The 25,415-nt window shown below is 73.6% G+C and carries 22 protein-coding genes; 1 reads left to right on the top strand and 21 read right to left on the bottom strand.

The genetic code is table 11. From position 1 onward, the window contains the following. Nucleotides 1-233: 233 nt before the first annotated feature. The 19 genes from JK361_RS20540 to JK361_RS41335 all read right to left on the bottom strand — a co-directional run bounded on the left by JK361_RS20540 (nt 234) and on the right by JK361_RS41335 (nt 20,680). Entirely contained in the window at nt 234-899 is a 666-nt protein-coding gene (locus JK361_RS20540; protein ID WP_201820428.1) for a response regulator, read from the bottom strand. After that, entirely contained in the window at nt 896-2,248 is a 1,353-nt protein-coding gene (locus JK361_RS20535; RefSeq protein ID WP_201820425.1) for a sensor histidine kinase, read from the bottom strand. Before JK361_RS20535 ends, JK361_RS20540 begins: the two co-directional genes overlap by 4 nt. Before the next feature lie 256 nt (nt 2,249-2,504). After that, nucleotides 2,505-3,185 carry a response regulator gene (locus JK361_RS20530; RefSeq protein ID WP_201820422.1) on the bottom strand — a complete coding sequence of 227 codons (681 nt, stop codon included), beginning with the start codon at nt 3,183-3,185 and terminating at the stop codon, nt 2,505-2,507. Beyond that, nucleotides 3,182-4,543, bottom strand: coding sequence for a sensor histidine kinase (locus tag JK361_RS20525; protein WP_372448724.1), 1,362 nt, complete (start codon nt 4,541-4,543; stop codon nt 3,182-3,184). The genes JK361_RS20530 and JK361_RS20525 overlap by 4 nt, the downstream gene beginning before the upstream one ends. A 10-nt stretch (nt 4,544-4,553) precedes the next feature. After that, nucleotides 4,554-5,801: an acyltransferase family protein gene (locus JK361_RS20520; RefSeq protein WP_307787287.1), complete on the bottom strand. Its 1,248-nt coding sequence runs from the start codon at nt 5,799-5,801 to the stop codon at nt 4,554-4,556. Further along, the gene (locus JK361_RS20515) at nt 5,794-6,771 is read right to left on the bottom strand and encodes an alpha/beta hydrolase (RefSeq protein WP_201820419.1); all 978 of its coding nucleotides are present in this window, start codon (nt 6,769-6,771) and stop codon (nt 5,794-5,796) included. The genes JK361_RS20520 and JK361_RS20515 overlap by 8 nt, the downstream gene beginning before the upstream one ends. Nucleotides 6,772-7,021: 250 nt before the next feature. Beyond that, the gene (locus tag JK361_RS20510; protein WP_201820417.1) at nt 7,022-7,948 is read right to left on the bottom strand and encodes an alpha/beta hydrolase; all 927 of its coding nucleotides are present in this window, start codon (nt 7,946-7,948) and stop codon (nt 7,022-7,024) included. Nucleotides 7,949-8,152: 204 nt separating this feature from the next. Then, nucleotides 8,153-9,337 carry a kynureninase gene (gene kynU / locus JK361_RS20505; protein WP_201820414.1) on the bottom strand — a complete coding sequence of 395 codons (1,185 nt, stop codon included), beginning with the start codon at nt 9,335-9,337 and terminating at the stop codon, nt 8,153-8,155. Next, a complete protein-coding gene (locus JK361_RS20500; RefSeq protein ID WP_201820411.1) occupies nt 9,330-10,178 on the bottom strand; it encodes a tryptophan 2,3-dioxygenase family protein in 849 nt (282 codons plus the stop codon). Before JK361_RS20500 ends, kynU begins: the two co-directional genes overlap by 8 nt. 197 nt (nt 10,179-10,375) lie before the next feature. Beyond that, nucleotides 10,376-11,701, bottom strand: a complete 1,326-nt coding sequence (locus tag JK361_RS20495) for an MFS transporter (protein WP_201820408.1) — start codon at nt 11,699-11,701, stop codon at nt 10,376-10,378. A gap of 184 nt (nt 11,702-11,885) precedes the next feature. Beyond that, nucleotides 11,886-12,299 carry a DUF3151 domain-containing protein gene (locus JK361_RS20490; RefSeq protein ID WP_201820405.1) on the bottom strand — a complete coding sequence of 138 codons (414 nt, stop codon included), beginning with the start codon at nt 12,297-12,299 and terminating at the stop codon, nt 11,886-11,888. Between the two features lie 391 nt (nt 12,300-12,690). Continuing rightward, nucleotides 12,691-14,145, bottom strand: coding sequence for an MFS transporter (locus JK361_RS20485; protein ID WP_201820402.1), 1,455 nt, complete (start codon nt 14,143-14,145; stop codon nt 12,691-12,693). Nucleotides 14,146-14,208: 63 nt separating this feature from the next. Next, nucleotides 14,209-15,231 carry a class II fructose-bisphosphate aldolase gene (fbaA, locus tag JK361_RS20480; RefSeq protein ID WP_201820398.1) on the bottom strand — a complete coding sequence of 341 codons (1,023 nt, stop codon included), beginning with the start codon at nt 15,229-15,231 and terminating at the stop codon, nt 14,209-14,211. A gap of 142 nt (nt 15,232-15,373) precedes the next feature. Beyond that, nucleotides 15,374-15,922: an orotate phosphoribosyltransferase gene (gene pyrE, locus JK361_RS20475; RefSeq protein WP_201820395.1), complete on the bottom strand. Its 549-nt coding sequence runs from the start codon at nt 15,920-15,922 to the stop codon at nt 15,374-15,376. A 9-nt stretch (nt 15,923-15,931) separates the two neighbouring features. Then, complete coding sequence (locus JK361_RS20470; RefSeq protein ID WP_201820392.1) at nt 15,932-16,720, bottom strand: aldose epimerase family protein; 789 nt, start codon at nt 16,718-16,720, stop codon at nt 15,932-15,934. Between the two features lie 110 nt (nt 16,721-16,830). After that, nucleotides 16,831-17,664: an SRPBCC family protein gene (locus JK361_RS20465; protein ID WP_201820389.1), complete on the bottom strand. Its 834-nt coding sequence runs from the start codon at nt 17,662-17,664 to the stop codon at nt 16,831-16,833. 59 nt (nt 17,665-17,723) lie between these two features. Further along, the gene (locus tag JK361_RS20460; protein ID WP_201820386.1) at nt 17,724-19,358 is read right to left on the bottom strand and encodes a polyamine aminopropyltransferase; all 1,635 of its coding nucleotides are present in this window, start codon (nt 19,356-19,358) and stop codon (nt 17,724-17,726) included. Between the two features lie 99 nt (nt 19,359-19,457). Next, nucleotides 19,458-19,982 carry a DUF2617 family protein gene (locus tag JK361_RS20455; protein WP_201820383.1) on the bottom strand — a complete coding sequence of 175 codons (525 nt, stop codon included), beginning with the start codon at nt 19,980-19,982 and terminating at the stop codon, nt 19,458-19,460. A 329-nt stretch (nt 19,983-20,311) separates the two neighbouring features. After that, nucleotides 20,312-20,680 carry a hypothetical protein gene (locus JK361_RS41335; RefSeq protein WP_236053277.1) on the bottom strand — a complete coding sequence of 123 codons (369 nt, stop codon included), beginning with the start codon at nt 20,678-20,680 and terminating at the stop codon, nt 20,312-20,314. A gap of 141 nt (nt 20,681-20,821) precedes the next feature. Here JK361_RS41335 and JK361_RS20445 point away from each other — a divergent pair, with 141 nt between their 5' ends. Continuing rightward, entirely contained in the window at nt 20,822-22,006 is a 1,185-nt protein-coding gene (locus JK361_RS20445) for a pyridoxal phosphate-dependent aminotransferase (protein ID WP_201820380.1), read from the top strand. A gap of 47 nt (nt 22,007-22,053) precedes the next feature. Here JK361_RS20445 and JK361_RS20440 read toward each other — a convergent pair whose 3' ends face one another. Both JK361_RS20440 and clpB read right to left on the bottom strand, forming a co-directional pair. Then, complete coding sequence (locus JK361_RS20440) at nt 22,054-22,584, bottom strand: YbjN domain-containing protein (protein WP_201820378.1); 531 nt, start codon at nt 22,582-22,584, stop codon at nt 22,054-22,056. A 126-nt stretch (nt 22,585-22,710) separates the two neighbouring features. Beyond that, the gene (gene clpB / locus JK361_RS20435) at nt 22,711-25,332 is read right to left on the bottom strand and encodes an ATP-dependent chaperone ClpB (RefSeq protein WP_201820375.1); all 2,622 of its coding nucleotides are present in this window, start codon (nt 25,330-25,332) and stop codon (nt 22,711-22,713) included. Nucleotides 25,333-25,415: the final 83 nt, after the last annotated feature.

The following is a 25,415-nucleotide window of genomic DNA, read 5'->3' as shown; positions in this document are numbered from 1 at the left end:
CGCGTACACCCACGTCTGACCAGGGTGCCGGTCCGCGGTCCGGGCCGGAAGGGCCCGGGAACTTCCGCGGCCGCGGCTCCCGTTCCGTGACCAGCACGGCGGTCTCGTCGGCGACCAGCACGCAACCGAATCGCCGCCAGGTCGGAGCCGGTGCCGTTCGGCTCACGGTGATCGGGGAGGTCTGCGGAGTGGCCGGGCCGTTGTCGGTCCTCTGGTCCGTCCTCTGGTCCTCGTCAGCCCGGCTCCACCAGTCGCGCCTCGTACGCGAACACCGCTGCCTGGGTGCGGTCGCGCAGGCCCAGTTTGACCAGGATCCGGCTCACATGGGTCTTGATCGTCGACTCCGCCACCACCAGGCGCCCGGCGATCTCCGCGTTGGACAGGCCCTGCGCGATGAGGACCAGCACCTCCGTCTCCCGTTCCGTCAGCTCCCCGTACGCCGCCTGCGCCGCCGGCATCAGCCGGGGCCTGTCCGCCAGCCGGGAGAACTCCGTGATCAGGCGTTTCGTGACGGAGGGGGCCAGGAGGGCCTCGCCCGCCGCCACCACCCGCACGCCGTCGGCCAGCTGGCGCGCCGAGGCGTCCTTGAGGAGGAAACCGGAGGCTCCCGCGCGCAGCGCCTGGTAGACGTACTCGTCCAGGTCGAACGTGGTCAGCACCAGCACCTTCGCCGTCTCGTCCGCGGCGACGATCTCCCGGGTCGCCTCGATGCCGTTCAGCTCCGGCATGCGGATGTCCATCAGGACGACGTCCGGGGCGAGTTCCCGCACCCGCTCGACCGCCTCCCGGCCGTTGACGGCCTCGCCGACGACCTCGATGCCCGGCATCGCGTTCAGCAGCACCGAGAAGCCCTCGCGGACCATCATCTGGTCGTCCGCGATCAGTACACGGATCGTCATGCCTCGTCCTCGGTCACCGTGGCGGCCGGCACCGGCAGGAACACCGTCACCTCGTAACCTCCTTCGGCCGTCGGGGCCGCCGTCATCTCGCCGTTCAGCATCGAGACGCGCTCCCGCATGCCCGTGATGCCGTGCCCGGCGCCGGGCGACGCCTTGACCAGGTGCGGGGCCGGCGGCGGGCCGTTGACCACGCGCAGGCCCAGGCCGCCGAGGACGTAGCCGATCTCGACCCGCGCGCCCGCGCCCGGGGCGTGCCGCAGGGTGTTGCTCAGCGCCTCCTGCACGATCCGGTACGCCGACAGCTCCACCCCCTGCGGCAGCTCCCGCACCGCTCCGGTCACCGCCTTCTCGACCTCCAGGCCCGCCTCGCGCACATTGGCGAGCAGGCCGTCCAGGTCGGCCAGGGTGGGCTGCGGGGCGTCCGGGGCCTCGTAGTCCTCCGCTCGGACCACCCCGAGCACCCGGCGCAGCTCGGTCAGGGCCGCCACCGCGTTCTCCCGGATGGTGGCGAAGGCCTTCTCCAGCTCCGGCGGCGGGTTCTCCACCCGGTAGGGCGCGGCCTCCGCCTGGATCGCGACCACCGACATGTGGTGGGCGACCACGTCGTGCAGCTCACGGGCGATCGTCGTGCGCTCCTCCAGCAGGGTGCGGCGCGACCGCTCGTGCTCGGTCACGGTCTGCTGGGCGGTCACCACCTGCCGGGCCTCCCGGCGGGTGTGCCGGACGGTGACGGCCAGCAGGATCAACGCCGAGAGGATGATCATCGGTGCCGCGTCGGTGTCGTAGTGGTCCCCGCCGAAGACGGTCACGGACCAGATGCCGTACAGCGCGGTCAGCAGCCACATCCAGGCCGCGGTGCGCGGGCGGGTGCGTATCGCCACGACCGTGAGCACCAGCAGGTGGGAGACGAAGCTGCCCGGCAGCCACGGCCAGGTGTCCCAGCTGTCGCCGACCGCCGCGGTGACCGCGGTGGCCGCGAGCGACAGCCAGAACGCGCCGACCGGACGCGCCAGGGTCAGCAGCACCGGGATCAGCACGAGGACCGCGGCCACCAGCTGTGTCGCCCTGCCCTCCTGGAAGCTCGCCGCGGTGACGAGCATCGCCACCGCGCCGCCGGCGACCACCAGCGCGTGCGGGGTCCAGGACGCGTACTGCCGCGCGCGGCCGGTCAGATGGCGGGTGAGCGGGCCGTCGACGGCCGCGCGGGGCATCGGGCGGTAGGCGAAGGCGCCGTGGAACAGGTCCTGCCGCAGCCCCCGCAGGGCGTCGACGGCCAGCCGGAACTCCGGGCTGCGCGGCCTGCCGGCCGCCCCCGGCGGTGTCGTCTGCGTGTGCGTCGTCTCGGTCACGGGGAAAACGGTAGGCGCGGGCGCGGGCACGGTCGTCCCCTTGGAGAGGGGTCCTGCGGGATCCCCCTCAGGTACTACGGCAGGGCAGCGCCGCCCCGGGTGGAGCCGTGGTCGGGGCCAGTGGCCCGATCCGGAGGGTTCCGGGGCATCGGCCGGGCGGGGCCGGGTCAGCGGCCCGGGTGGAGCCTGGATCAGCGGCCGGGGGGCAGTGGCCCGGGGGGGACGCCTGGATCAACGGCTCGGGGGGACGCCGGGGTCAGTGGCCCCCGGGGCGGACCAGGCCGGACTCGTAGGCGAAGACCGCCGCCTGGGTGCGGTCGCGCAGGCCCAGTTTCACCAGGATCCGGCCGACGTGCGTCTTCACGGTCTGCTCGGCCACGACCAGCCGCTCGGCGATCTCCGCGTTCGACAGGCCCTGCGCGATCAGCGCCAGCACCTCCGTCTCCCGCTCGGTGAGGTCACCGACGCGCCGCTTGAGCGGGGGCCGGCGGCTGCCGTCCAGGCGGGAGAACTCCGCGATGAGGCGCCGGGTGATGCCGGGGGCCAGCAGGGCGTCGCCCGCGGCCACGACCCGCACCGCCTCGGCCAGCTTGTCCGCGGAGGCGTCCTTGAGGAGAAAGCCGGAGGCCCCCGCCCGCAGCGCGTCGTAGACGTACTCGTCCAGGTCGAACGTGGTCAGCACCAGCACCTTGACGGCGGTGTGCTCCCCGGTGATCCGGCGGGTCGCCTCGATGCCGCCCAGCTCCGGCATCCGGATGTCCATCAGCACCACGTCCGGGGCCAGTTCCGCGGTCCGGGCGATCGCGTCCCGGCCGTCCACCGCCTGCCCGACCACCTCGATGCCGGGCTGGGCGTCGAGCAGCACGGTGAAACCCTGCCGGACCATCTGCTGGTCGTCGGCGATGAGTACCCGGATGCTGCCGGTACCGCTCGTCATGGGGTCTTCGCTCCTGTCGGGGGCTGGTCGGGCGGGGGCGGGGAGAGGTCGCCGGGGAGGAACGCGGTGACGGTGAAGCCGCCGCCCGCGGTGCCGTCGGCGACGAGACGGCCACCGAGCATCGCCGCGCGCTCGCGCATGCCGAGCAGCCCGTGTCCGGCTCCCGGGGAGGGCGGGACGGGGCGCCGCGGCGCGGAGTTCTCCACCGTCAGGTGCAGCCCGTCCGGGAAGTGTCCGACCTCGACGCGCACCCGGGAACCCGGCGCGTGCCGCAGGGCGTTGCTCAGCGCCTCCTGCACGATCCGGTACGCCGACAGCTCCACCCCCGGAGCGTACGGCCGCACCTCGCCCACGACCTCGGCGGTCACCTCCAGCCCCGTCGCGCGGGTGTTCTCGATCAGCGCGCCGAGCCGGTCGAGGGTGGGCTGAGGGGCGTCCGGGGCCGCTCCCGTGCCGGGGGCGCCCAGCCCGTAGGGGTCCTCGGGGTTCTCGGAACGCAGCACGCCGAGCACCCGGCGCAGTTCGGTGAGCGCCTCCAGCGCGTTGTCGCGGATGCCGCCGAGGTTCTCCAGCAGTTCCCCGGAGGGGTTCTCCACCAGGTGCGGGGCCACCTGGGCCTGGATGGAGATCACCGACATGTGGTGGGCGACCACGTCGTGCAGTTCGCGCGCGATCCGGCTGCGCTCCTCCAGCAGGGTGCGCCGACCGCGCTCCTCGGCGGTCAGGGTGGCCTGCTCGACGAGTTCGGCACGGGCCTCCCGGCGGCCGCGCAGGGCGGCGCCGAGCAGCACGACGACCGCGGAAAGCACCACGGCGAGGACACCGGTCGGGTCGTAGCTGAGCCCGCCCCACACGCCTTCCAGGAGCCAGGTGACCAGCACGGTCAGGACCAACGCCTCGACCGAGACCCGGGTGCGCACACGCAGCGCGAGCAGCAGCAGGACGAGCAGGTGCGCGATGATGCCGGCCGGGCTCCAGGGCCAGGTGAACGTCTCCCCGGCCGCGGTGGTCATGCCTTCGCGGACCGCGACGGCTCCCGCCACGGTCCCCGCCATGGACAGCCACCAGGCCGGGACGGGCCGCCACAGGGCGAGGACGACCGCGCCGCCCTGCGCGAGGCCGATCAGCAGGGCCGGCTGTGAGTCCACGTGTCCGTCGTTCGCGAGCTGCGCCACGGCGCCGAACGTGATCCCGAACGCGGCCAGGCACAGCACACCGTGCGGCACCCGGCGCAGCCACCGGAGGGCGGGCAGCGGCTGTGCCCCGAAGGTCCACAGGTCGTCGCGCAGCACCCGCAGCCAGCACCGGACCCGGCCCGCGAGCGGCATGAACACCTGGCGGCCCCCCGTTTCCGTCACGCGGACCACCCTAGACAACACGGCGGACCACCCGCCCGGTGCCCGGGTCCGCGCCTCGGTGCACCCGCACCACCCGTGACCGTCCGGCGCCGGTGCCGCTCCCTGGGCGGTGCCGCCCCTGTTCGAAGGAGCGGAACGCGGTCCGGCACACCGCCAGGACCAGGCCGAACACCGGCAGCCACAGGAGCCGGGCCGCCACCCAGCCCGGACCGTCGGGGGCGGTGTGCAGTCCGGGGAGGCGGCCGGCCGTGAGCGCGACGGTCGTCGTGGCGGCCAGGGCCGTCTGGTGCCACAGGAAGACCGTCATCGCGGAGAGGTTGACCAGCGCGACGGCGGCCCAGGCGAGCGGGCGGGCCAGCGTGCGGCGAAGCCGGTCGCGCAGCAGGAGCGCCAGGCCGCACTGGGCCAGGCCGAAGGTGACGGCGGCCAGCGTCGGCGGGTTCAGGTTGGAGACCGCGCTGCCGGGGACGCCGACCATCGACGCCGGGTAGCCCGCGCAGCCGACGAGGACCGCCGTGGCCGCCGTGCCGCCGGCCAGGAGGGTCAGGGCCGAGCGGCGGCTGCGCAGTTCGCCCCGGGTCCAGGCCGCGCCCAGGGTGTAGGGGACCAGCCAGCCGGCGGCCAGGTTGATCCAGCCGAGCCAGGACGGGCCGAGGTGCAGTCCGAAACGGAGCAGGTCCACGTGGAGGACGACGGCGAGCGGCCAGAGCGGGTTGAGCCGGGCGACGAGCGGAGTGGCGGCCGTCAGCGCGGCGAAGACCAGCAGGAACCACAGCGGGGACAGCGCGAGTTTCAACAGGGTGTGGACGGTGGCCAGGGGCGTGCCGGTGAGGAGCAGGGCGGTGGCGGTCACCGTCCACAGGGCGAGGAGGGCGGCGGCCGGGCGGAGCATGCGGGTCAGGCGGGCGCGCAGCCAGCGGGCGTAGGTGTCGCCTCGTGTGCGGGCCGCGGCCAGGCCGCGGGTCGCCATCTGGCCGCCGACCAGGAAGAACACGGCCAGGGTCTGGAAGAGCCAGGAGACCGGGGCCAGCCGGGGCAGGTGCTGGAGCGGGCTCGCGGTGTGCAGTGCGCCGTCCTCGGCGACCAGGGCGGTGACCAGCCAGTGGCCGAGGACGACACCGAGGATCGCGAAGGCCCGCAGGGCGTCGGCGGCCCGGTCGCGGGAGGCGGGGGTGGCGGCGTCCAGGCGGTGGGCGCTCCGCCGTATCGCGTGCAGTGCGCGGTGCGGGGCACGGGTGGCCGGGGCCTGCTCAGGCACGGGTTACCTCCGAGGGCTCGTCGAGGGTGATCCGGGCGAGGTTGGCGAGGGAGGCGGAGCCCGGGGTGAAGTAGCCGCTGTGGTCGGCGCCGGCCGCGTCGAAGACCCGGGCTCCGAAGGCGGCGGAGACGGGGTCGGTGCCGAAGCCGACGGTGGTGCCGAGGAGGGCGGCGCGGACGTGCGGGACGTGCGCGATCCAGTCCTCGCTGCCGCGGGCGGCCCATACGCGGGCGCGGGTGTGCAGGGCGGCGGCGGAGTCCGCGCCGGTCCCGGGGCTGCCGATCAGGGCGAGGTCGTCCGCGGCCAGGCCGGAGGCGGCGCGGCCGCAGACCACGGAGCCGTAGGAGTGGCAGAGCAGGGAGACGTGGGATGCGGCGGGGGCCGCGGCGCGCAGGTGGCGTACGAAGGCGCGCAGGCGGGGGGCGGCTTCGTCGGCGCGGGTGGTGGTGGTCACCGTGGTGCCGACCGTGGCCGGTGTCTCGTAGCCGAGCCAGGCGACGACGGCGACGGGGGTGCCGGCGGCGCGGTGGGTGAGGTCGGCGTACAGGGACGCGGCGGTCCGGTGGAAGCGGGCGTAGGTGTCCAGGGAGGTGTCCGAGCCGGGGACCAGCACGGCGATGTGACGGGCCTGGACGAGGTCGCCCAGCACCTCCGTGACCTGGCCCGCGCCTCGGCCGTCGAAGGCGAGGAGGTGGCGGGACGGGGCGGCGAGGGCGCGGTCGGTGGCGGAGCGGTGGGGGGCGCTGTGGGTGGCGGCCATGCGGGCGGCCGCCCTGGCGTTGGCGCGGTTCGCCGCGTACACGGAGTGCAGGGTGGAGGGGGAGAGGGCGGGGAGGGCGGCCGGTGGCGGGGCGGGGATCCCGGGGCGGGCCGCGCCGGCGAGGGGGGCGACGACGGCGGCGGTGAGGAGGGCCGCGAGGAGGGCCCGCAGGACACGGCGTCGGAGGTGGGTGGGCGGGACCTGCCCCATGGGTGGCTTCCTTTCGGTGGGCCCGGTCATCGGGCTTGTCCGAGAAGGAAGTTAGGAACGGGCGCCCGTCGTCGGCGTCCCGCCAGGGAGCTGTCCTGTCGCGTAGCTCTCAGGTATTACGGGTATCACCGGGTCCCGTGCCGGCGGCCGTGACGTGCGGTCCGCGCACCACGGGCTCGCCGGTCGCCCCGGGCGGCCGCGGGCGCCCGGCGAGCCCGCGGAACCCGTCCCGCCGGCCGGACCCGGTGGCTCACCAGGCCAGTTGGGCGATCTCCTCGGCCACCACCGCGCAGGCGTCCGCCGCCGGGTCGATCAGCGGGAAGTGGCCCACGTCCTCCAGGAGCGTCAGCCCGACCATCTCCCCGGCCTTCGCCGCCGCCTCCGCGTACGCCTCGGCCACCTGGTGGGGCACGTCCAGGTCGTCACGGCCCTGGACGAGGGTGGTGGCGATGCCCGTCGGCAGCAGCAGCGCGGGGTCCGCGTACGGGCGGCGCTCGGCGAAGCGATCCCGCCCGCCCAGGAGTTGCAGGGACGCGTTCGCGCAGACGTCGAGCTTCTCCGCCACCTCCAGGTCCGCGATCGGGGCGAGCGCGACGACACCGCGCAGCGGCGCCGGACCGTCGGTGCGCCAGGGGGCGTCCGCGGGGAGGACGTGCCGGGCCGCGGCCCACAGGGCCAGGTGGGCGCCGGCCGAGTGGCCGGTCAGGACCGTACGGCGGGGGTCCGCCTGCGGGAGCGCCTCGCGGACCAGCGCCGGAAGGGCGTCCAGGGCCGCCGCGACATCGTCGAAGGTGTCGGGCCAGCGTCCGGCGGGCGGCGGGCCGGCGGACCCGTCGGGCTCGGTGCCGGGCCCCGCCTGCTGCCCCGGGATCAGCGGCTCGCCGCCCCGTCTGTACTCGACGTTGGCCACCGCGAAGCCCCTGCGGGCCAGGTAGCCGGCGAAGGGGGTGACGTGCCTGCGGTCGTAGCGGGAGCGCCACGCGCCGCCGTGCAGGACGACGACGAGCGGGGCGAGAGGCGCGGCGGCGGATTCCGGGCCGGGACGGGGCGCGTAGAAGTCGATCACCTGGTCGGGGTGGTCACCGTACGCCGCGGTGACGTCGGCGTCGACCGGGGGGTGCGAGAAGGCCGACTCCTCTTCGGCGGCGGCGCGGGCAGCTGCGGCGTCGTCCGGCATGCTCCAACCTCTCAGCGATGGAACGGGTTTGGCGGACCAGGTGGCGGTTCGACCGCTCGCGGGGACGGTATCAGGCCGGTGACGTGCGGGGATACGGGGATTGTCACGCAGGGTGAGGTCGAACGCTTCCGGGGCCGCGGAGGTCCGGCGCGGGGGCCGGGGTGCCCGGGCCCGCGCCCCGCCGCCCCGGCCCCCGCGCTTGTACTAGACCAGCTCCTCCCGGAGCACCCGGGCCGCCCGCTCCACGTCACGGAAGCCCACGTACAGCGGGGTGAAGCCGAAGCGGAGGACGTCGGGATGCCGGAAGTCGCCCACCACGCCCCGGGCGATCAGGCGCTTCATCACCTCGCCGGCGTCCGCGCAGCGCAGGGCGATCTGGCTGCCCCGCTCCTCGTGCCGTGCGGGGGTCAGGCACTCCACCCGGCCCGGCTCCGTGTACGCCTCGACACACTCCAGGAAGAAGTCCGTCAGGGCGAGGGACTTGGCCCGCACGGCGTCGACGGACACCCCTTCCCAGACCTCCAGTGCCGCCTCCAGGGCCAGCAGGGAGAGGATGTCCGGCGTGCCGACCCGGCCGCGCAGGGCACCCGGCGCCGGGGTGTAGGCGGGGCTCATGCCGAAGGGCTCGGCGTGGGAGTTCCAGCCGGGCAGCGGGGAGTCGAAGCGCTCCTGCAATTCCCTGCGCACGTACAGGTAGGCCGGCGAACCGGGGCCGCCGTTCAGGTACTTGTACGTACAGCCGACCGCGAGGTCGACGCCGTGCTCGTCCAGGCCCACGGGCAGCGCGCCCGCGCTGTGGCACAGGTCCCAGACCGCCAGGGCGCCGTGGGCGTGGACCGCGGCGGTGAGCGCCGGGAGGTCGTGCAGCCGGCCGGTGCGGTAGTCGACGTGGTTGAGCAGTACCGCGGCCGTGCGCTCGCCGAGCGCCCGCGGTACCTCGGCCGGGGTCACCGCCCGCAGGGTGCGGCCGGTGAGCCGGGCCGCCGACTCGGCGATGTAGCCGTCCGTGGGGAAGGTCGTCGCGTCGACGAGGACCTCGTCACGGCTCTCGCCCGCCATGCGGATCGCGGCCACCAGTGCCTTGAAGACGTTGACGCTCGTCGAGTCGCCGACGACGATCTGGCCGGGCGCCGCGCCCACCAGCGGGGCGATCCGGTCGCCGATCCGCTCGGGCGCCGTCCACCAGCCGCTCTCCTCCCAGGAGCGGATGCGCAGTTCCCCCCACTGGCGGCGGACGACGTCCGCCACCCGGTCGGGGACGTTCGCGGGGAGGGCACCCAGGGAGTTGCCGTCCAGGTAGACCACGTCGTCGAGGACGAAGCGCTCCCGCACGGCCGCCAGGGCGTCCGCCGCGTCCAGCTTCTCGGCTCGCAGGGCCGGCTCAGACATGGGACCTCGCCGTCCACAGCTCCGGGAAGACGTTCTTGCGGGCACGCTTCTCCAGCCAGGCCACGCCGGCGGAGCCGCCGGTGCCGGCCTTCGCGCCCATCGCGCGCCGGGTGGCGACCAGGTGGTCGTTGCGCCAGCGCCACACCAGCTCGGCCACGTCCGTCAGCGCCTCGCCGAGACGGGCGAGCTCGTCGCTCTCGTCGCCCGCGTAGACGGCGGTCCAGGCGGCTTCCACCGCGTCCGCCGGCTCGTACCGGCGGGAGACGTCCCGGCGCAGCACGGACTCGGGGATCTCGTGGCCGCGGCGCGCGAGGAGCCGTACCACCTCGTCGTTCAGGCTGGGCTCGTGCAGTGCCTTCTCCAGCTCCGCGTGGACGCGCGGGGCGCCGCGGTGCGGCACCAGCATCGACGCGGACTTCTCACCGAGCAGGAACTCCAGGCGCCGGTACATCGCCGACTGGAAGCCGGAGCCCTCGCCGAGCGCGCTCCGGTAGGAGTTGAACTGTGCCGGGGTGAGCTGGCCGAGCGGCTTCCACGAGGCGTTCAGGGCCTCCAGCTCCCGCACGGACCGCTTCAGCGCGGCGATCGCGGTCGGCACGTCGTCCGAGCGGAGGGCCTGCGCGGCCGTCTCCCACTCGTGCACGATCACCGTGAACCACAACTCCATGACCTGGGTGGTCACCAGAAAGACCATCTCTCCGGGGTCGTCGGAGAGGGTGTGCTGGAGATGGGTGAGTACGTCCGCCTTGACGTAGTCCTCGTACGGCGTCGTCCCCGCGAAATCGAGATTCGGGGTCTCGGGCTCAGCGGCCTCGAAAGGGGGGTGAGCCTGTTGGGACATCGCTGTCTCCTGATGTTACTCCGGGTAGCGGTCCGCCCCTGCCGATGCCGGCACGGGGGCCCCGGTCCCCACCCCGCATCCTCCGCAATGCCCCCGGATACGGCAAGGCCCACCTGCCCGCAGACGGTCCGTTGCGGTGAAAGTCTCCGGCCGGCAGCCGGGCCGACGCCCTCGCCGACGGTCACGCCGGGACGCCGCTACCGCTGGTCGGCGCTGCCCTGCGCGGTCCGTTCCGCCGTGCGACGCGGGGAGCCGCGGGAGGCGCCGGTGCCGAGGGGCGCGAGGCCGGCGCCGGCCAGCAGGGCGGCCAGGGCGAGCAGCAGGGCGGCCAGCAGCACGGCCGAGCGCAGACCGAGCACGGACGCCGACGCGCCGCCGAGCAGTCCGCCGAGCGGCATGCTGCCCCAGGCCAGGACCCGGTACGCGGCTGTCACCCGGCCGGTGAGCGCGTCCGGGATGCGGGCCTGCCGTTCGGAGACCGTGACCACGTTCCACACCACCACCATCAGCCCGTTGAAGGCCAGCAGGATGGCGGCGACGACGGCCGACCGGGCGACCGCGAGCAGGCCGAACGCCACCGCCGAGCCGGCGGCGGAGCAGGCCGGCAGCAGCCGGTTCGGCACCCGCCGGGCCAGCGGGGCGGCGATCAGGGAGCCGGCCACACCGCCCAGGGCGCCGGCCGTCAGCAGCAGCCCGTAGCCCGACCCGTCGAGGTGCCACCGGTGCCGGGCGAGCAGCACCATGACGCCCCAGGCGGCCGCGCTGCCCATGCCCAGCAGGACCGTCGCGAGGGACAGCACCCGGACCACCGGGTCGTCGCGCAGCCAGCGCAGGCCCTCGGCGACGCTGTGCCGCAACGACGGGGTCTCCTCGGGGGAGGACGGCCGCGCCGGGCGGAACCGGCCCCGCACTCCGGCCAGCAGCAGCACTCCCAGCAGGTAGCTGACGGCGTCGATGCCGGCCGGCAGCCAGTGGGCGACCGCGAACAGCGCGGCGCCCGCGGCCGGCCCCGTGAACTGGACGAGCACCGTCGAACTGCCCTGGAGGAGGCTGTTGGCACGCACCAGCGAGCCGCTCCCGACCACGGCGGGGATCACCGCCTGGACGGAGGTGTCGAAGAAGATCTGCGCCGATCCCAGGGCGAAGAGCACGACCAGCAGCAGCCAGATGCTCCCCCTGCCGGACGCCACCGCCACGGCCAGCGCCGCCACGAGCAGCGCGCGGCAGCCGTCCGCGATCAGCAGCACGGCCCTGCGGTCCCAGCGGTCGACCAGCCCGCCCACCGGCAGCCCGAGGAACAGCCAGGGCGCCTGCGCCGCGGCGGCGGCCGCGGCGACGAGCACCGGATCACCGGTCCACTCCGTGGCCAGCAGGGGAAAGGCGCTCAGTTCCAGTCCGTCGCCGAGCCCGGAGACCGCGGCCGCGATCCACAGCAGCCAGAAGTCCCGCGGCAGCCCCCGGGGCCCTGACGCGCCGGCCCCGCGACGACTCTCACGCCGCGGCTCCGGCACCCCCCTCGTCATGTACGGCCACACCTCCCGCGCGCGCAGAACGTAACCCCGGCGCGGCCCACCACCACCGGGAGAGCCACACAACGCGACACCGGCACAGCCCAACCGTCACCCGGCGGACCGCACGACGTGACACCGGCACGGCCCGGCCATCGCCTGGCGGGCCGTGCCGGTGATCGTGGGGGTTCCCCGCGGGTCAGCCCAGGGTCTGGGCGGCGGTCGGGGAAGAGTCCTTCAGGAACTGCGTGCAGCGCTCGTACTCCTCCTGCTCGCCGATCGCCTGCGCGGCGCGGGCGAGGGCGTGCAGGGCACGCAGGAAGCCGCGGTTCGGCTCGTGCTCCCACGGCACCGGGCCGTGCCCCTTCCAGCCGCTGCGGCGCAGGGCGTCCAGACCCCGGTGGTACCCGGTACGGGCATAGGCGTACGACTCCACGGCCGCGCCCCGCTCGAACGCCTCGTCGGCCAGCTGGGCCCAGGCGAGGGAGGAGGTGGGGTACTTGGCGGCGACGTCCGCCGGCGCGGTGCCCTGCGCGAGCAGCTCGCGGGGCTCCGGTTCGTCGGGGAGGTGGGTCGGGGGCGGACCGCCGAGGAGGTTCTCGTGAATCGTCATGGACTCAGTGTGGCGCACCCCGATTCCCCAAGCACGAGCGCCCATGCGAGGCCACGGCACCCCACAGCCGACGGCACCACGACCCGGCCACCACAATCCCCCAGGCGAGGCCACCACCCCACAACCGACGGCAACCACAACCCCCCAGGGGCGCGGGGAACTGCGCGACCAGCCACGACGAGCCCGCAGCCGCACACGACGCCCGCCCAGCCACCCACCCCCAAACCAGCACACACCCACCAACGGCTCCCCCAGGGGCGCGGGGAACTGCGCGACCAGCCACGACGAGCCCGGAGCCGGACACGGCGCCCAGCCACCCACGGCGGAACCCGCACGCACCCCCGGCCGTATCAGCGACGCACCCCCGGCGGCACCCACAACGCACCCCCCGCTAACCCCGGCCCCCCGTCTCCAGCGGTGGAGCCGTCACGCAGCCGTGCTGTCGGCACTCGGGCCGCACGCAGCCCGGGGCGGGCCGGCGGACCAGCGTGAACGCCAGTGCCGAGCCCAGCACCAGCACCCCCGCACAGATCGGCATGGCCCGGTCGAACGCCGCGTCGAAGGCCGGGGCCGACCGGTACGCCTCCGGCCCCATCCCCGCCAGCAGGGGCAGTGCCGCCACGGCCACCAGACCCGCGGCCCGTGCCGCCGCGTTGTTGATGCCGCTGGCCAGCCCCGCCCGGGCGGTGTCGACGGACGCGAGGACCGTGGCGGTCAGCGGAGCGACGAGGGTGACCATGCCGGCGCCCATGACGAGCAGCGCCGGCAGCACGTCGGTGAGGTAGTCCGCGTCCTCCCCCACCCGCAGCATCAGCAGCATCGCCGCCGCGCAGAGCAGCGGCCCCACCGTCAGGGGCAGACGCGGACCCGTACGGTCCGCCAGCGCACCCGAGCGGGACGAGAACAGCAGCATCAACGCCGTGGTGGGCAGCAGGGCCGTACCGGCGGCGAGCGGCGAGTACCCGGCCACCACCTGGAGTTGCAGCGCGGTGAGGAAGAAGAAGCCGCCGAAGGCCGCGTACACGCACAGGGTGACGAGATTGACCGCGGTGAACTGGCGCGAGGCGAAGATGTCCGGCGGGAGCATCGGCTCACTGCGGTGCCTCTCGACGTACACGAAGGCCACCGCCGCCGCGACTCCCGCCACCGCGCTCACCACCACCGCCGGCGAACCGGTCCGGGCCTCGATGAGCGCGTACGTCAGGAACGCGAGGGCCAGGGCGCCCAGCGCGGCGCCGAGGATGTCGAAGCGGCCGTGGGCCCGGTCGTCGGCCGACTCCGGCACGTGCCGGAGCGCGACCGGCACGCACAGCAGCGCCAGCGGCACGTTGAGCAGGAACACCCAGCGCCAGCCGGGGCCGGCCACCAGCCAGCCGCCCAGGAACGGGCCGACCGCGGCACCGATCCCGCCGAAGCCGGACCACAGGCCGACCGCCCGGCTGCGGTCGTCGCGGTGGAAGGACGCCTGGATGAGCGCGAGCGAGCCCGGGGTGAGGAGGGCCCCGCCGATGCCCTGCAACGCCCGCGCGGCGATCAGTACGGCCGGGTTCGGGGCGAAGCCGCACAGCATGGAGGCGGCGGCGAACCACACCACACCCAGCGTGAAGACCTTCCGGCGGCCGTAGCGGTCCCCCAGCGAGCCGCCCAGCAGGATCAGGCCGGCCAGCGTGACCATGTACGCGTTGACCGTCCACTGCAGGGCGGCCAGGCTCGCGTCCAGGTCGTGACCGATGCGCGGCAGGGCGACGTTGACGACGGTGGAGTCCAGCATGGCCATGCTGGAGCCGAGGATCGTCGTGAGCAGGATCCACTTGCCCTGGGGCGAGGCCAGCCGGACGTCGGGCATGTCCCAGGTATACAGCGGGCCCGGCGGCGTGGACAGCCACCGGGCCCGCGGGGAACCAACCGCTTACTTGATCTTGTTGCCCGCCGAACGCAGGTTCTGCGTGGCCTCCACGACGCGCGCGGCCATGCTCGCCTCGGCCAGCTTGCCCCAGGTCCGCGGGTCGTAGGTCTTCTTGTCGCCGACCTCGCCGTCGACCTTCAGGACGCCGTCGTAGTTCTTGAACATGTGCGCGGCGACCGGACGGGTGAAGGCGTACTGGGTGTCCGTGTCGAGGTTCATCTTCACGACGCCGTTCTCCAGCGCGGTGAGGATCTCCTGCTCGGTGGAGCCGGAGCCGCCGTGGAAGACGAAGTCGAACGGGGCGGCCTTGCCGAACTTGGCGGCGACGCCGTCGTTCAGCTCCTTCAGCAGGTCGGGGCGGAGCACGACGTTGCCCGGCTTGTACACGCCGTGCACGTTGCCGAAGGAGGCGGCCAGCAGGTAGCGGCCCTTCTCACCGAGGCCGAGGGCCTCGGCGGTGCGGATCGCGTCCTCGACCGTGGTGTAGAGGGAGTCGTTGATCTCGTGCGAGACGCCGTCCTCCTCGCCGCCGGTCGGGGTGATCTCGACCTCGAGGATGATCTTCGCGGCGCGGGCCTGCTCCAGCAGCTCCTGCGCGATCTCCAGGTTGTCGGCGAGGGTCTCGGCGGAGCCGTCCCACATGTGGGACTGGAACAGCGGGTTGAGACCGGCCTCGACGCGCTTCTTGGAGAGCGCGAGCAGCGGACGCACGTACCCGTCGAGCTTGTCCTTCGGGCAGTGGTCGGTGTGCAGCGCGATGTTGACCGGGTACTTCTCGGCGATGATGTGCGCGTACTCGGCGAGCGCGACCGCGCCGGTCACCATGTCCTTGCTGTACTGGCCGCCGAGGAACTCGGCACCGCCGGTCGAGATCTGGACGATGCCGTCGCTCTCCGCCTCCGCGAAGCCGCGCAGGGCCGCGTTCAGGGTCTGGCTCGAGGTGACGTTGATGGCCGGGTAGGCGAACTTGCCTGCCTTCGCCCGGTCGAGCATCTCGTTGTAGACCTCGGGGGTTGCGATGGGCATGTGTCCGCTCCTTGAGTGTGCGGGTTGACGTGCTGCGTTACGGCCCTGACCTAGACCTTGGGGGTGACGTCATCGTCGTCCCCATCTTTCCAGACATGGAGCGCTGGTCCAGTCCCCGCCAAGTCCAGGTCAAAGGGGCGTGTCAGTCCAGCCCCAGTTCATCCTTCGAGAAGGCGAAGCGGTAGGGCACGCCCGCGCCGGCCTCGATCTTCTCGGCGGCGCCGGTCGCCCGGTCCACGATCGTCGCGACGGCGACGACCTCGGCCCCGGCCTCGCGCACCGCCTCCACGGCCGTGAGCGGGGAACCGCCGGTGGTGGAGGTGTCCTCGACCACCAGGACCCGGCGGCCCGCGATCTCCGGGCCCTCGACGCGCCGCTGGAGGCCGTGCGCCTTGGCCGCCTTGCGGACGACGAAGGCGTCCAGCCGCCGCCCGCGCGCCGCGGCGGCGTGCAGCATGGCGGCGGCGACCGGGTCGGCGCCCATGGTGAGCCCGCCGACGGCGTCGAACTCCAGGTCCTCGGTCAGGTCCAGCAGCACCTGGCCGACCAGCGGGGCGGCCTCGCCGTCGAGGGTGATGCGGCGCAGGTCGACGTAGTAGTCCGCCTCCAGACCCGAGGAGAGCGTCACCTTGCCGTGCACCACGGCCTTGTCCTTGATCTGCTGCAGCAGCGCGCCGCGTACTTCCGTCATGGCCCCAGCTTAGAGCCGGCGCCAGCTCCAGGTCGTCGTCGCCTCCAGCGGCTCCAGCGGGGTGACCAGGCGCGGGAGGGTGTTCAGGCCGTTGGGCGGCCCGGTCTGCGGCTCCACGCAGACGGCCTCCGCCTGTTCGTCGTACACGACCACCCACTCCTCGCGGCTGGTCACCTTCAGCTCCAGCCGGCCCGGCCAGGTGACGGTGACGTCGACGCCGCCGGGCATGCCGAAGCAGTCGTCCCAGGGGCCCGGCTTCTTGTCGATCCGGTTCCCGGTGGGCAGGTGGTCGTCCCCGCGCTCCTCCTGCCAGGCGGGCTCGAAGTCCAGCCGGGCGTCCGCTCCGTCGAGGGTGCGGTTGAACCAGGGGTGCCAGCCGAGCTGCGCCGGGAAGGAGTCGTCGTAGGTCTCCACGGACATCGTCAGCGTCAGGGCGTCCTCGGCGAGGGAGACGATCTGGGTGACGCGGGCGGGGTGCGGCCAGGGGTCGGTCAGCTCGCACGTGATCACCGCCTCGTCCGCCGAGACGCGCGCGGTGCGCCAGGCGCCGTCCCGCGCGGTGCCGTGGATGGCGTGCGGCGGGGAGTTGAGCGGCATCTGGCGGACGGTACCGCCGTCCAGGAAGCGGCCGTCCCGGATCCGCCCGCACCAGGGAACCATCGGGAAGCAGCCGTAGCGGTCCCCCTGCCTCAGCAGTTCCAGGGAGCCGACCTTGAGGCCACTGAGACGGCCGCCGTTGCCGGGGCTGACGCGTACCTCCGCGTCGCCTGCTGTCAGCGTGATGTCTTCGTTACTCACAGGACGACAGTACTGGGGAGACGGACCGGTGCACGGCTGCGGGCGCGTCCCGGCCACTCGCACGCCCGCACACCGGGCAGGCCCCGGGCCCGCGAAAGGGCCGCCTCCGCTCAGCGGCGTCTGCGCAGTGCCCTGCTCACGACGATCGCCGACGCCACCGCCAGGGCCGCCGCCGGTGCAGCCCAGCGCAGTGCCGAGGTCGCCGTCACCGTCTGGGGGGCCGGCACCGGGGCGTAGCGGCCCCGCGGCGGGGCGTGGTCGACCTCCTCGGCGCTGCGGCCGATCATCGTGCGGCGCGCGTGCGCGGCCTCGGCGGGCGGTTCACCGGTGTCGGCGAAGTCCCCGGAGAACCGGTCCGCGTGTTCGCCACCGTCGCCTTCGTCGTCCGCGTCCGGGTCCAGCGAAGGCGGCGGGACCTCGGTGTCGAAGACGGAGGTACGGGCGGACTCGGCGTCCGCGGACTTCGGTTCCCGCTCGCCCTCGCGCCGCTCCCCGCCCTCGTCGGGCCGGTCCTGCCGCTCGTCCCGCCGGGTCGCCAGGCCCTCCACCCAGCGGTTCAGCAGCCTTGTCGCCGCCGAGGTCACGGCCTCCGCCGGCAGTTCGCCGATCCGGCCGTCCGCGTCGGCCGTGCCCTCGACCGTGACCGTGCAGCCGCCGTCGGTGTCCGTGAGGCGCAGGGTCAGGGCGAGCTTGACCGAGCCGGAGCCGCGGGCCTCGGTGGCGTCGCCCTCGACGGCGTACGTGCCGTCCTCCCGGGCCGTCACCCGCAGAGCACCCCGATAGGTGACGGAGTGTCCGCCGACACGCAGTTTCAGCCGGCCGGTGATCGGTTCGGCACCGGCGTCCTGCTGAAGACCGGGCACCGCCCGGGCGACGCGTGCGGGGTCGGCCAGCGCGGCGCCGAGCCGCTCGGCGGGGACCGGGACGAAGACCTGGTGCTCCATGTCCGGTGAGCCTACCCAGTAGTGACCGGAACTCACCCTGCCGTGAAGGGGACAAACGCTCAGTACCGCGGATGCACCAGCGTCGACGCGGGCAGCCCGGCGATCCGGGTCCGCCGCGCCGCTTCGCCGTCCGTCGTCAGCTCGGCCTGCGTCAGGGTACCCGGGCGGTCGGCGCCGAGCCGCAGGGGCGGCGGGGTGCGGCCCGGCGCGGCCAGCAGGAACCCCCAGTCCTGCGGAGCCCGGGACGCGGCCGCCGCGCGGTCGGGGCCGGCCGTGGGGCCGGAGCCGTGGCCGAGCACCCGGAAGGGGGAGACGGCGAAGCCGGCCGTGCGCAGGGTCGCGGCCACGGTCCAGAAGGCGCGGGGACGGGTGGTGACGGGGCCGGCGTGCACCACCAGGCGGCCGTCCGCGGTCAGCGCCCGGTGGACCAGGCCGTAGAACTCCTGGGAGTACAGCTTGGTGCTGGCGGTGATCCCGGGGTCGGGGAGGTCGGCGATCACGACGTCGTACCGCGGTCCGCGCGGCCCCCGCAGCCGGGCGAGCGCGTCGGCGGCGACGACGTGGACCCGCCGGTCGGCGAAGGCGTGCCCGTTGGCGGCGGTCAGGCCGGGGTCCCGGCGGGCGAGGCGGACCAGGCCCGGGTCGAGCGCGACGACGTCGACGCGGCGCACCCCGCGGTGGCGCAGCACCTCGCGGGTGGCCAGGCCGTCGCCGCCGCCGAGGATCAGGACGCGCGCGTGCGGGCCGGCCAGGGCCGGGGCGACCAGGGCCTCGTGGTAGCGGTGGGCGTCCCGGCCGCCGGCGCGCAGGTGGCCGTCGAGGAAGAGGTCGAGGGGCCGGCCGTGGGTGCCGCCGGCCAGGACGACCTCCTGGACGCCGGTCTGCACGGCCACCCGGACGTCCCCGCCGTACACGGCGTGCCGGGCGGCCCGTTCGAAGTCGTCGGCGAGGGCGGCGGCGGTGGCGAGGACACCGAGGACGACGAGCCCGGTCAGCAGGAGGGTCCAGCGGGCGCGGCGGGTGAGGTCGCGGCGGAAGAGGCCGAGGACCAGGGCACCGCCCGCGACCACGTTGACCGTGCCGGTCAGCAGCGCTCCGGTCAGCTGGCCCAGGAGCGGCAGGAGCAGGAAGGGGAAGGCGAGGCCGCCGACCAGGGCGCCCACGTAGTCCGCGGCGAACAGGTCGGCCACCGCGCCGCCCGCGTCCTGCCGGCGGATGCGCTGGATCAGCTCCATCAGCAGCGGGACCTCGGCGCCGATGAGCAGGCCGATGGCGAGGGAGAAGGCGACCAGGAGGCAGCGCGGGCCGTCGGCCCACATGCCGCCCCAGCCGGCGGTCCAGGCGAACACGGCGTACAGCGCCATCGCGCTGCATCCGCCGATCAGCGCGAGGGCCGACTCGACCGCGCCGAAGCCGGCCGCGGCGTGCCAGCGCAGCCGCTTGGCGCCGAGGGAGCCGACGCCCATCGCGAACACCATCACGGACAGCACCACGGACGCCTGGGTGACCGAGTCGCCGATCAGGTACGAGGCGAACGCGACGAGTTCCAGTTCGTACACGAGTCCGCAGGCCGCACAGACGAAGACGCAGACGAGGACCAGGAACCGCCCGGTGCCGGGCCGGACGGGCAGCCGTGCGGGGCCTGTCCGGTCGGGCGGGGCGCCCGGGGGCGCGGGGGCGTGCGGTTCGATCACGCTGCGACGTTACGTCACGCACTCGGGACGCTTCGTCACCCACACGTGTGGAAGTAGGGGCAGTTGACGTACGACGGGTTTATGCCGCCGCCCCGATGATCAGCCGGACCGGGCCACCCGCACCCGCGCCCCGACCCTGGTCCGGGTGGCCACCAGCTGCCCGTCCTGCGGATAGGCGTGCCAGGTGCGCCAGTGCACCTGCCCTGCGTGCTGCTGGGCCAGCATCGCGGTGAAGGCGTGCGGGCTGCCGGGGAAGACGCCCGCGAGACCGTGCGGATGCTCGGAGACGAGGGCCAGCAGCTCCTGTGCGCGGCCCGCGAACGAGCCGGGGGTGAGCACCTCCACGCGGGCGGCGAACTCGTACTCCCAGTCGCCGACCCGTTTGGCGACGCCCAGCGGCAGCGGGGTGCTGGAACCGGGGATGCACGCGACCGTTTCCGAACAGCGGCCTCGTGCCTCGTCGAGGAGCACCTGGTGGGACGCGCCGAGCAGCCTCAACTGAAGTTTTGCGTCCGCCAGTTCGAGATCGAGGGTGGCCAGGGCGGGCAGCGGGTCGCGTCCCAGGGCCCAGGCCAGGTCGGCAGCGCGCGTATCGGTGTAGGAGGTGTTCAGGGTCGTGAGCATGGATCGGCTCCGCTAGCACGCAACGAGGGGGAGATCGGCCATGTCAGCCCAGCCGGCCCGGCCGGGGTGGGGAATCAGGGGGGCGTCCGAGGGGCTGCCTTGGCGATTTAGAGGGAATCATGAACAGTGGCGACGCCACAGCGTTTTTACCCAACTTCGTGCGGTTTCCATCCCTCAGAGGGCTCCAACGTTCAACTGTTCAACCATGGCGTACGCCGGGCGCGGAAACGGACGCGGCGGGCGCCCGCCGGATCTGCTGCCCGGCGGGCGCCCGCCCGTGTGCGGTCCGGACGCGTTTCCCCCTGTCCCAAAAGCTCAGCTGCCCCGTGTCAGCTGCCTCCGCCGCATCCGCCCCCGCCACCGCACGACGAACCCCCGCCGCACGACGAACCTCCGCCGCAGGACGAGGAACCGCAGGACGAGGAGCCGCCGCAGGAGTGTCCCCCATGGCCCCCGTGGTGCCCGCCGTGGCCCCCCGACGAGCCGGAGTCAGCGCCGCCGACCCACCAGCTGCTCGCCCCCGCGTCGCCCGCGTAGGACGACGAGGACGACGAGGACGACCTGCGGTACGCGCCGTTCCGGCCGCGGCCCTTGCCGAACGACACCCTGGTCCGCCGGCTCCGGCGGGCCTGCGCCGCCGAGATGAGCACGACCACGGCCACCGCCAGGATGATGCCTTCGATCGCGGTGTCACTCATGGCGCCACCCTCCTTCCGTTCCCCCGAAGCGGCCCCCCGTGGGCGCCTCGTCTGGCACCGCGGCTGGCGCGGTGCCGGGGGGATGCCCGGCCGGTACGGCACGCAAAGCAGAGTTGAGGAACTCCAGAGCTTGAGCGCAGGATGACCGGCATGACCTCCAGCGCACGCCCTCACCTCAACCGCCGGCTCACCGAGTTCGGGACGACGATCTTCGCCGAGATGTCGGCGCTCGCCGTGGCGACCGGGTCGATCAATCTGGGCCAGGGCTTCCCCGACACCGACGGCCCCGAGGAGATCCGGGAGGCCGCCGTCCGGGCCCTGCGCGACGGCCGCGGCAACCAGTACCCGCCGGGCCCCGGCATCCCCGAGCTGCGCACCGCGATCGCCGCGCACCAGCAGCGCCGCTACGGGCTCGCTCACGACCCCGACACCGAGGTGCTGGTCACCGCGGGCGCGACGGAGGCCATCGCGGCCTCGCTGCTGGCGCTGGTCGAGCCGGGGGACGAGGTGGTGGCGCTGGAGCCGTACTACGACTCGTACGCGGCGAGCATCGCGATGGCGGGCGGCAGGCGGGTGCCGGTGACCCTCAGGCCGCACGGGGGAAGCTTCCGACTCGACCTGGACGAGCTGCGCGCGGCCGTCACCGACCGCACCCGGCTGCTGCTGATCAACACCCCGCACAACCCGACCGGTACGGTCCTCACCCGCGCGGAGCTGGCCGCGGTCGCCGAGCTGGCCGTGGAACGGGATCTGCTGGTGGTGACGGACGAGGTCTACGAGCACCTCGTCTTCGACGGCGCCGAGCACCTGCCGCTGGCCACGTTCCCCGGGATGCGCGAGCGCACGGTGAGCATCGGGTCGGCGGGGAAGACGTTCTCGTTCACGGGCTGGAAGGTCGGCTGGGTGACCGGGTCGCGGGAGCTGGTCGGCGCGGTCCGCTCGGTGAAGCAGTTCCTGACGTACGTGTCCTCGGGACCGTTCCAGTACGCGGTGGCCGAGGCCCTCGCCCTGCCCGACTCCTACTTCGAGGAGTTCCGCCTGGGCATGCTGGCCCGGCGGGACATCCTCGCGGAGGGGCTGACGGCGGCGGGCTTCGAGGTGTTCCGGCCGGCCGGCACGTACTTCGTCACCACCGACATCCGGCCCCTCGGCGAGAAGGACGGCTTCGCCTTCTGCCGCGCGCTGCCCGAGCGGGCGGGCGTGGTGGCCATCCCCAACGCGGTCTTCTACGACGACCGGGAGGCCGGGGCGCCGTTCGTGCGGTTCGCCTTCTGCAAGCGGGAGGAGGTGCTCCGGGAGGCCGTGGAGCGGCTGCGGGGCATGTGACACCGCGGTCCGGGGGCGCGCTGCGCCCCCGGACCGGCCGGGGTCTCCTACTCGCCGTCGTCCTCGGGCTCGTCGGCCTCGTTGACCTCCTGCTCGATGCCGAGCTGCTCGACGAGCCACTTGTCGAACTCGATCGCGGCCCGCACCCAGCTGACCGTGGACGAGACGAAGTGGTTGATGTCGACGCCCGTGCCGATCAGCATCTGGGCCTCGCCGATCAGCCGGACGGTGCCGTCGTCGTGGGTGTGGGTGTACACCTTGGGCCACAGGGTGCGGCGGTTCCAGTCGTCGATGGACTCCAGCAGCTGCGGCTTCTCATCGATCTTGTGCGGGCGGTCGTAGAAGGTCCGCACCGAGAAGATCGCCTGTTCGGCCTCGCCCCGGAACATGAAGTACGTGCGGAACTGCTCCCACGGCGCGGCGAGGTCACCCTCCTCGTCGACGACGTACTTCAGCTCCATCTGGTCGAGAAGCTGCTTCACCAGGTCCTGATCCGGGAGGACGGGGCCCGCCGGTCCTTGGGGCTGCGGTTCGGGCTGGCCCCCGAAATTCGGAATCGAGGACGGGTCGATGCTCACCGTGTTTTTCCCTTCATGCGGATGCCGCCATCCTCCCCCATGCGGGGAGGGGGGTGGCAAGCCCCGGCGGGGCCTGTCAGCCCTCGGCTGACATGATCCGTCCGGTTGGGCGGAAGCGCGTGGACGTCACAGCGTCTTCCCGGTCGCCGGGCCCACCAGCAGGCCCTCGCCGAAGCGGTCGACGCGGACCGTGTCGCCGTCCTTGATCTCGCCGGAGAGGATCTCCTTGGCGAGCCGGTCGCCGATGGCGGTCTGGACGAGCCGGCGCAGCGGACGGGCGCCGTAGGCCGGGTCCAGGCCCTCCTCCGCCAGCCAGGCCAGTGCCTCGGGGCTGACGTCCAGCGTGAGCCGGCGCTCCGCCAGCCGCCTGCCGAGGCGCTGGAGCTGGAGCTGTGCGATCCGCTCGAGCTCGGGCTTGGTCAGGGCGGAGAAGACCACCAGGTCGTCCAGCCGGTTGAGGAACTCCGGCTTGAAGGAGGCCCTGACGACCTCCAGGACCTGCTCCCTCTTCTCCGCCTCGGTGGTGGTCGGGTCGACCAGGAACTGGCTGCCCAGGTTGGAGGTGAGCACCAGGATGGTGTTGCGGAAGTCGACCGTGCGGCCCTGGCCGTCGGTCAGGCGGCCGTCGTCCAGCACCTGGAGCAGGATGTCGAAGACCTCGGGGTGGGCCTTCTCCACCTCGTCCAGCAGCACGACGCTGTACGGGCGCCGCCGCACGGCCTCGGTCAGCTGGCCGCCCTCCTCGTAGCCGATGTAGCCGGGAGGGGCGCCGACCAGCCGGGCCACGCTGTGCTTCTCGCCGTACTCCGACATGTCGATGCGGACCATGGCCCGCTCGTCGTCGAAGAGGAAGTCGGCGAGCGCCTTGGCGAGTTCGGTCTTGCCGACGCCGGTCGGGCCGAGGAAGAGGAAGGAACCGGTGGGGCGGTCGGGGTCGGCGATGCCGGCACGGGAGCGCCGTACGGCGTCCGACACGGCCCGCACGGCCTCGGTCTGGCCGATGAGCCGCTTGCCCAGCTCGTCCTCCATGCGCAGCAGCTTCTGCGTCTCGCCCTCCATCAGGCGCCCGGCCGGGATGCCGGTCCAGGCGGCGACGACGTCGGCGATGTCGTCGGAGCCGACCTCCTCCTTGACCATGGTGTCCTTGGCGCCCCCGCCGGAGGTGGAGGATGTCAACGCCTCCTCCGCCTCGGAGGCGGCCTCCAGCTCCTTCTCCAGCTGCGGGATCTCGCCGTAGAGCAGCTTGGCCGCGGTGTCGAAGTCGCCGTCGCGCTGGGCGCGTTCGGCCTGGCCGCGCAGGTCGTCGAGGCGTTCCTTCAGCTCACCGACCCGGTTGAGGGACTGCTTCTCCTTCTCCCAGCGGGCGGTGAGGCCGCGCAGCTCCTCCTCCTTGTCGGCGAGGTCGCGGCGCAGCTTCTCCAGGCGGGCGAGGGAGGCCGGGTCGGTCTCCTTGGAGATCGCCAGCTCCTCCATCTTCAACCGGTCGACGGAGCGCTGGAGTTCGTCGATCTCGACGGGCGAGGAGTCGATCTCCATGCGGAGGCGGGAGGCCGCCTCGTCGACCAGGTCGATGGCCTTGTCGGGGAGGAAGCGGGAGGTGATGTAGCGGTCGGAGAGGGTGGCCGCCGCGACCAGGGCGCTGTCGGCGATCTGCACCTTGTGGTGGGCCTCGTACCGGCCCTTCAGGCCGCGGAGGATCGCGATCGTGTCCTCCACCGTCGGCTCGGCGACCAGCACCTGCTGGAAGCGGCGCTCCAGCGCCGGGTCCTTCTCGATCCGCTCGCGGTACTCGTCCAGGGTGGTCGCGCCGACCATGCGCAGCTCGCCGCGGGCCAGCATCGGCTTGAGCATGTTGCCCGCGTCCATGGCCGAATCGCCGCCGGCGCCGGCTCCCACGACGGTGTGCAGCTCGTCGATGAAGGTGATGATCTGGCCGTCGGAGTCCTTGATCTCGGCGAGGACGGCCTTCAGCCGCTCCTCGAACTCGCCGCGGTACTTGGCGCCGGCCACCATCGCGCCGAGGTCGAGCGCGACCAGCCGCTTGTCGCGCAGCGACTCGGGCACGTCGCCCTTGACGATCCGCTGGGCGAGCCCCTCGACGACGGCGGTCTTGCCGACACCGGGCTCGCCGATGAGGACGGGGTTGTTCTTGGTACGGCGGCTCAGCACCTGCACGACCCGCCGGATCTCCTGGTCCCGTCCGATGACCGGATCCAGCCGTCCCTCGCGGGCGGCGGCGGTGAAGTCGGTGCCGAACTTCTGCAGGGCCTTGTACTGGCCCTCGGGGTCGGCGGTGGTCACGCGGCGTCCTCCCCTGGCCTTCCGGAATGCCTCCAGCAGCTTCTTCGCCCCGGCACCCTGCCCCTTGAGCAGCTCGCCGGCGGCGCCGCCCTTCGCGGCGATGCCGATCAGCAGGTGTTCGGTGGACAGGTACTCGTCACCGAGGTCCTTCGCGCGTTCGCCGGCGTCCGCGATCACGGCCAGCAGCTCGCGGTTGGGCTGCGGGGGCGCCACGGTGGACCCGGTCACGCTGGGCAGCGAGGCCAGGATCCGCTCCGCGCCCGCGCGCACGGCGGCCTGGTCGGCCTCCACGGCGGCGAGCAGATCGGTGATGTTCTCGTTGTCCTGCCCCTGGAGCAGAGCCAGCAGCAGGTGAACAGGGGTGAGGTCCGGGTTCCCCTCGGTCACGGCGCGACTGCTCGCCGCGTTGATCGCGTCCCGGCTCCTGTTGGTCAGCTCGGCGTCCACGTTGTCCGTTCTCCTCCTCGACCGCTCTCACTGCTGACTTAACCAGTGTACACAAAGTTGAGTCTATTCCGCTCAAGGTTCAC

Origin of the sequence: Streptomyces musisoli (assembly GCF_016741855.1) — a bacterium.
In the GTDB taxonomy this organism is placed as follows: Bacteria; Actinomycetota; Actinomycetes; order Streptomycetales; family Streptomycetaceae; genus Streptomyces; species Streptomyces musisoli.
Note: the sequence above shows the minus strand (reverse complement) of the source record. Positions and strands in the feature narration are given on the sequence as shown.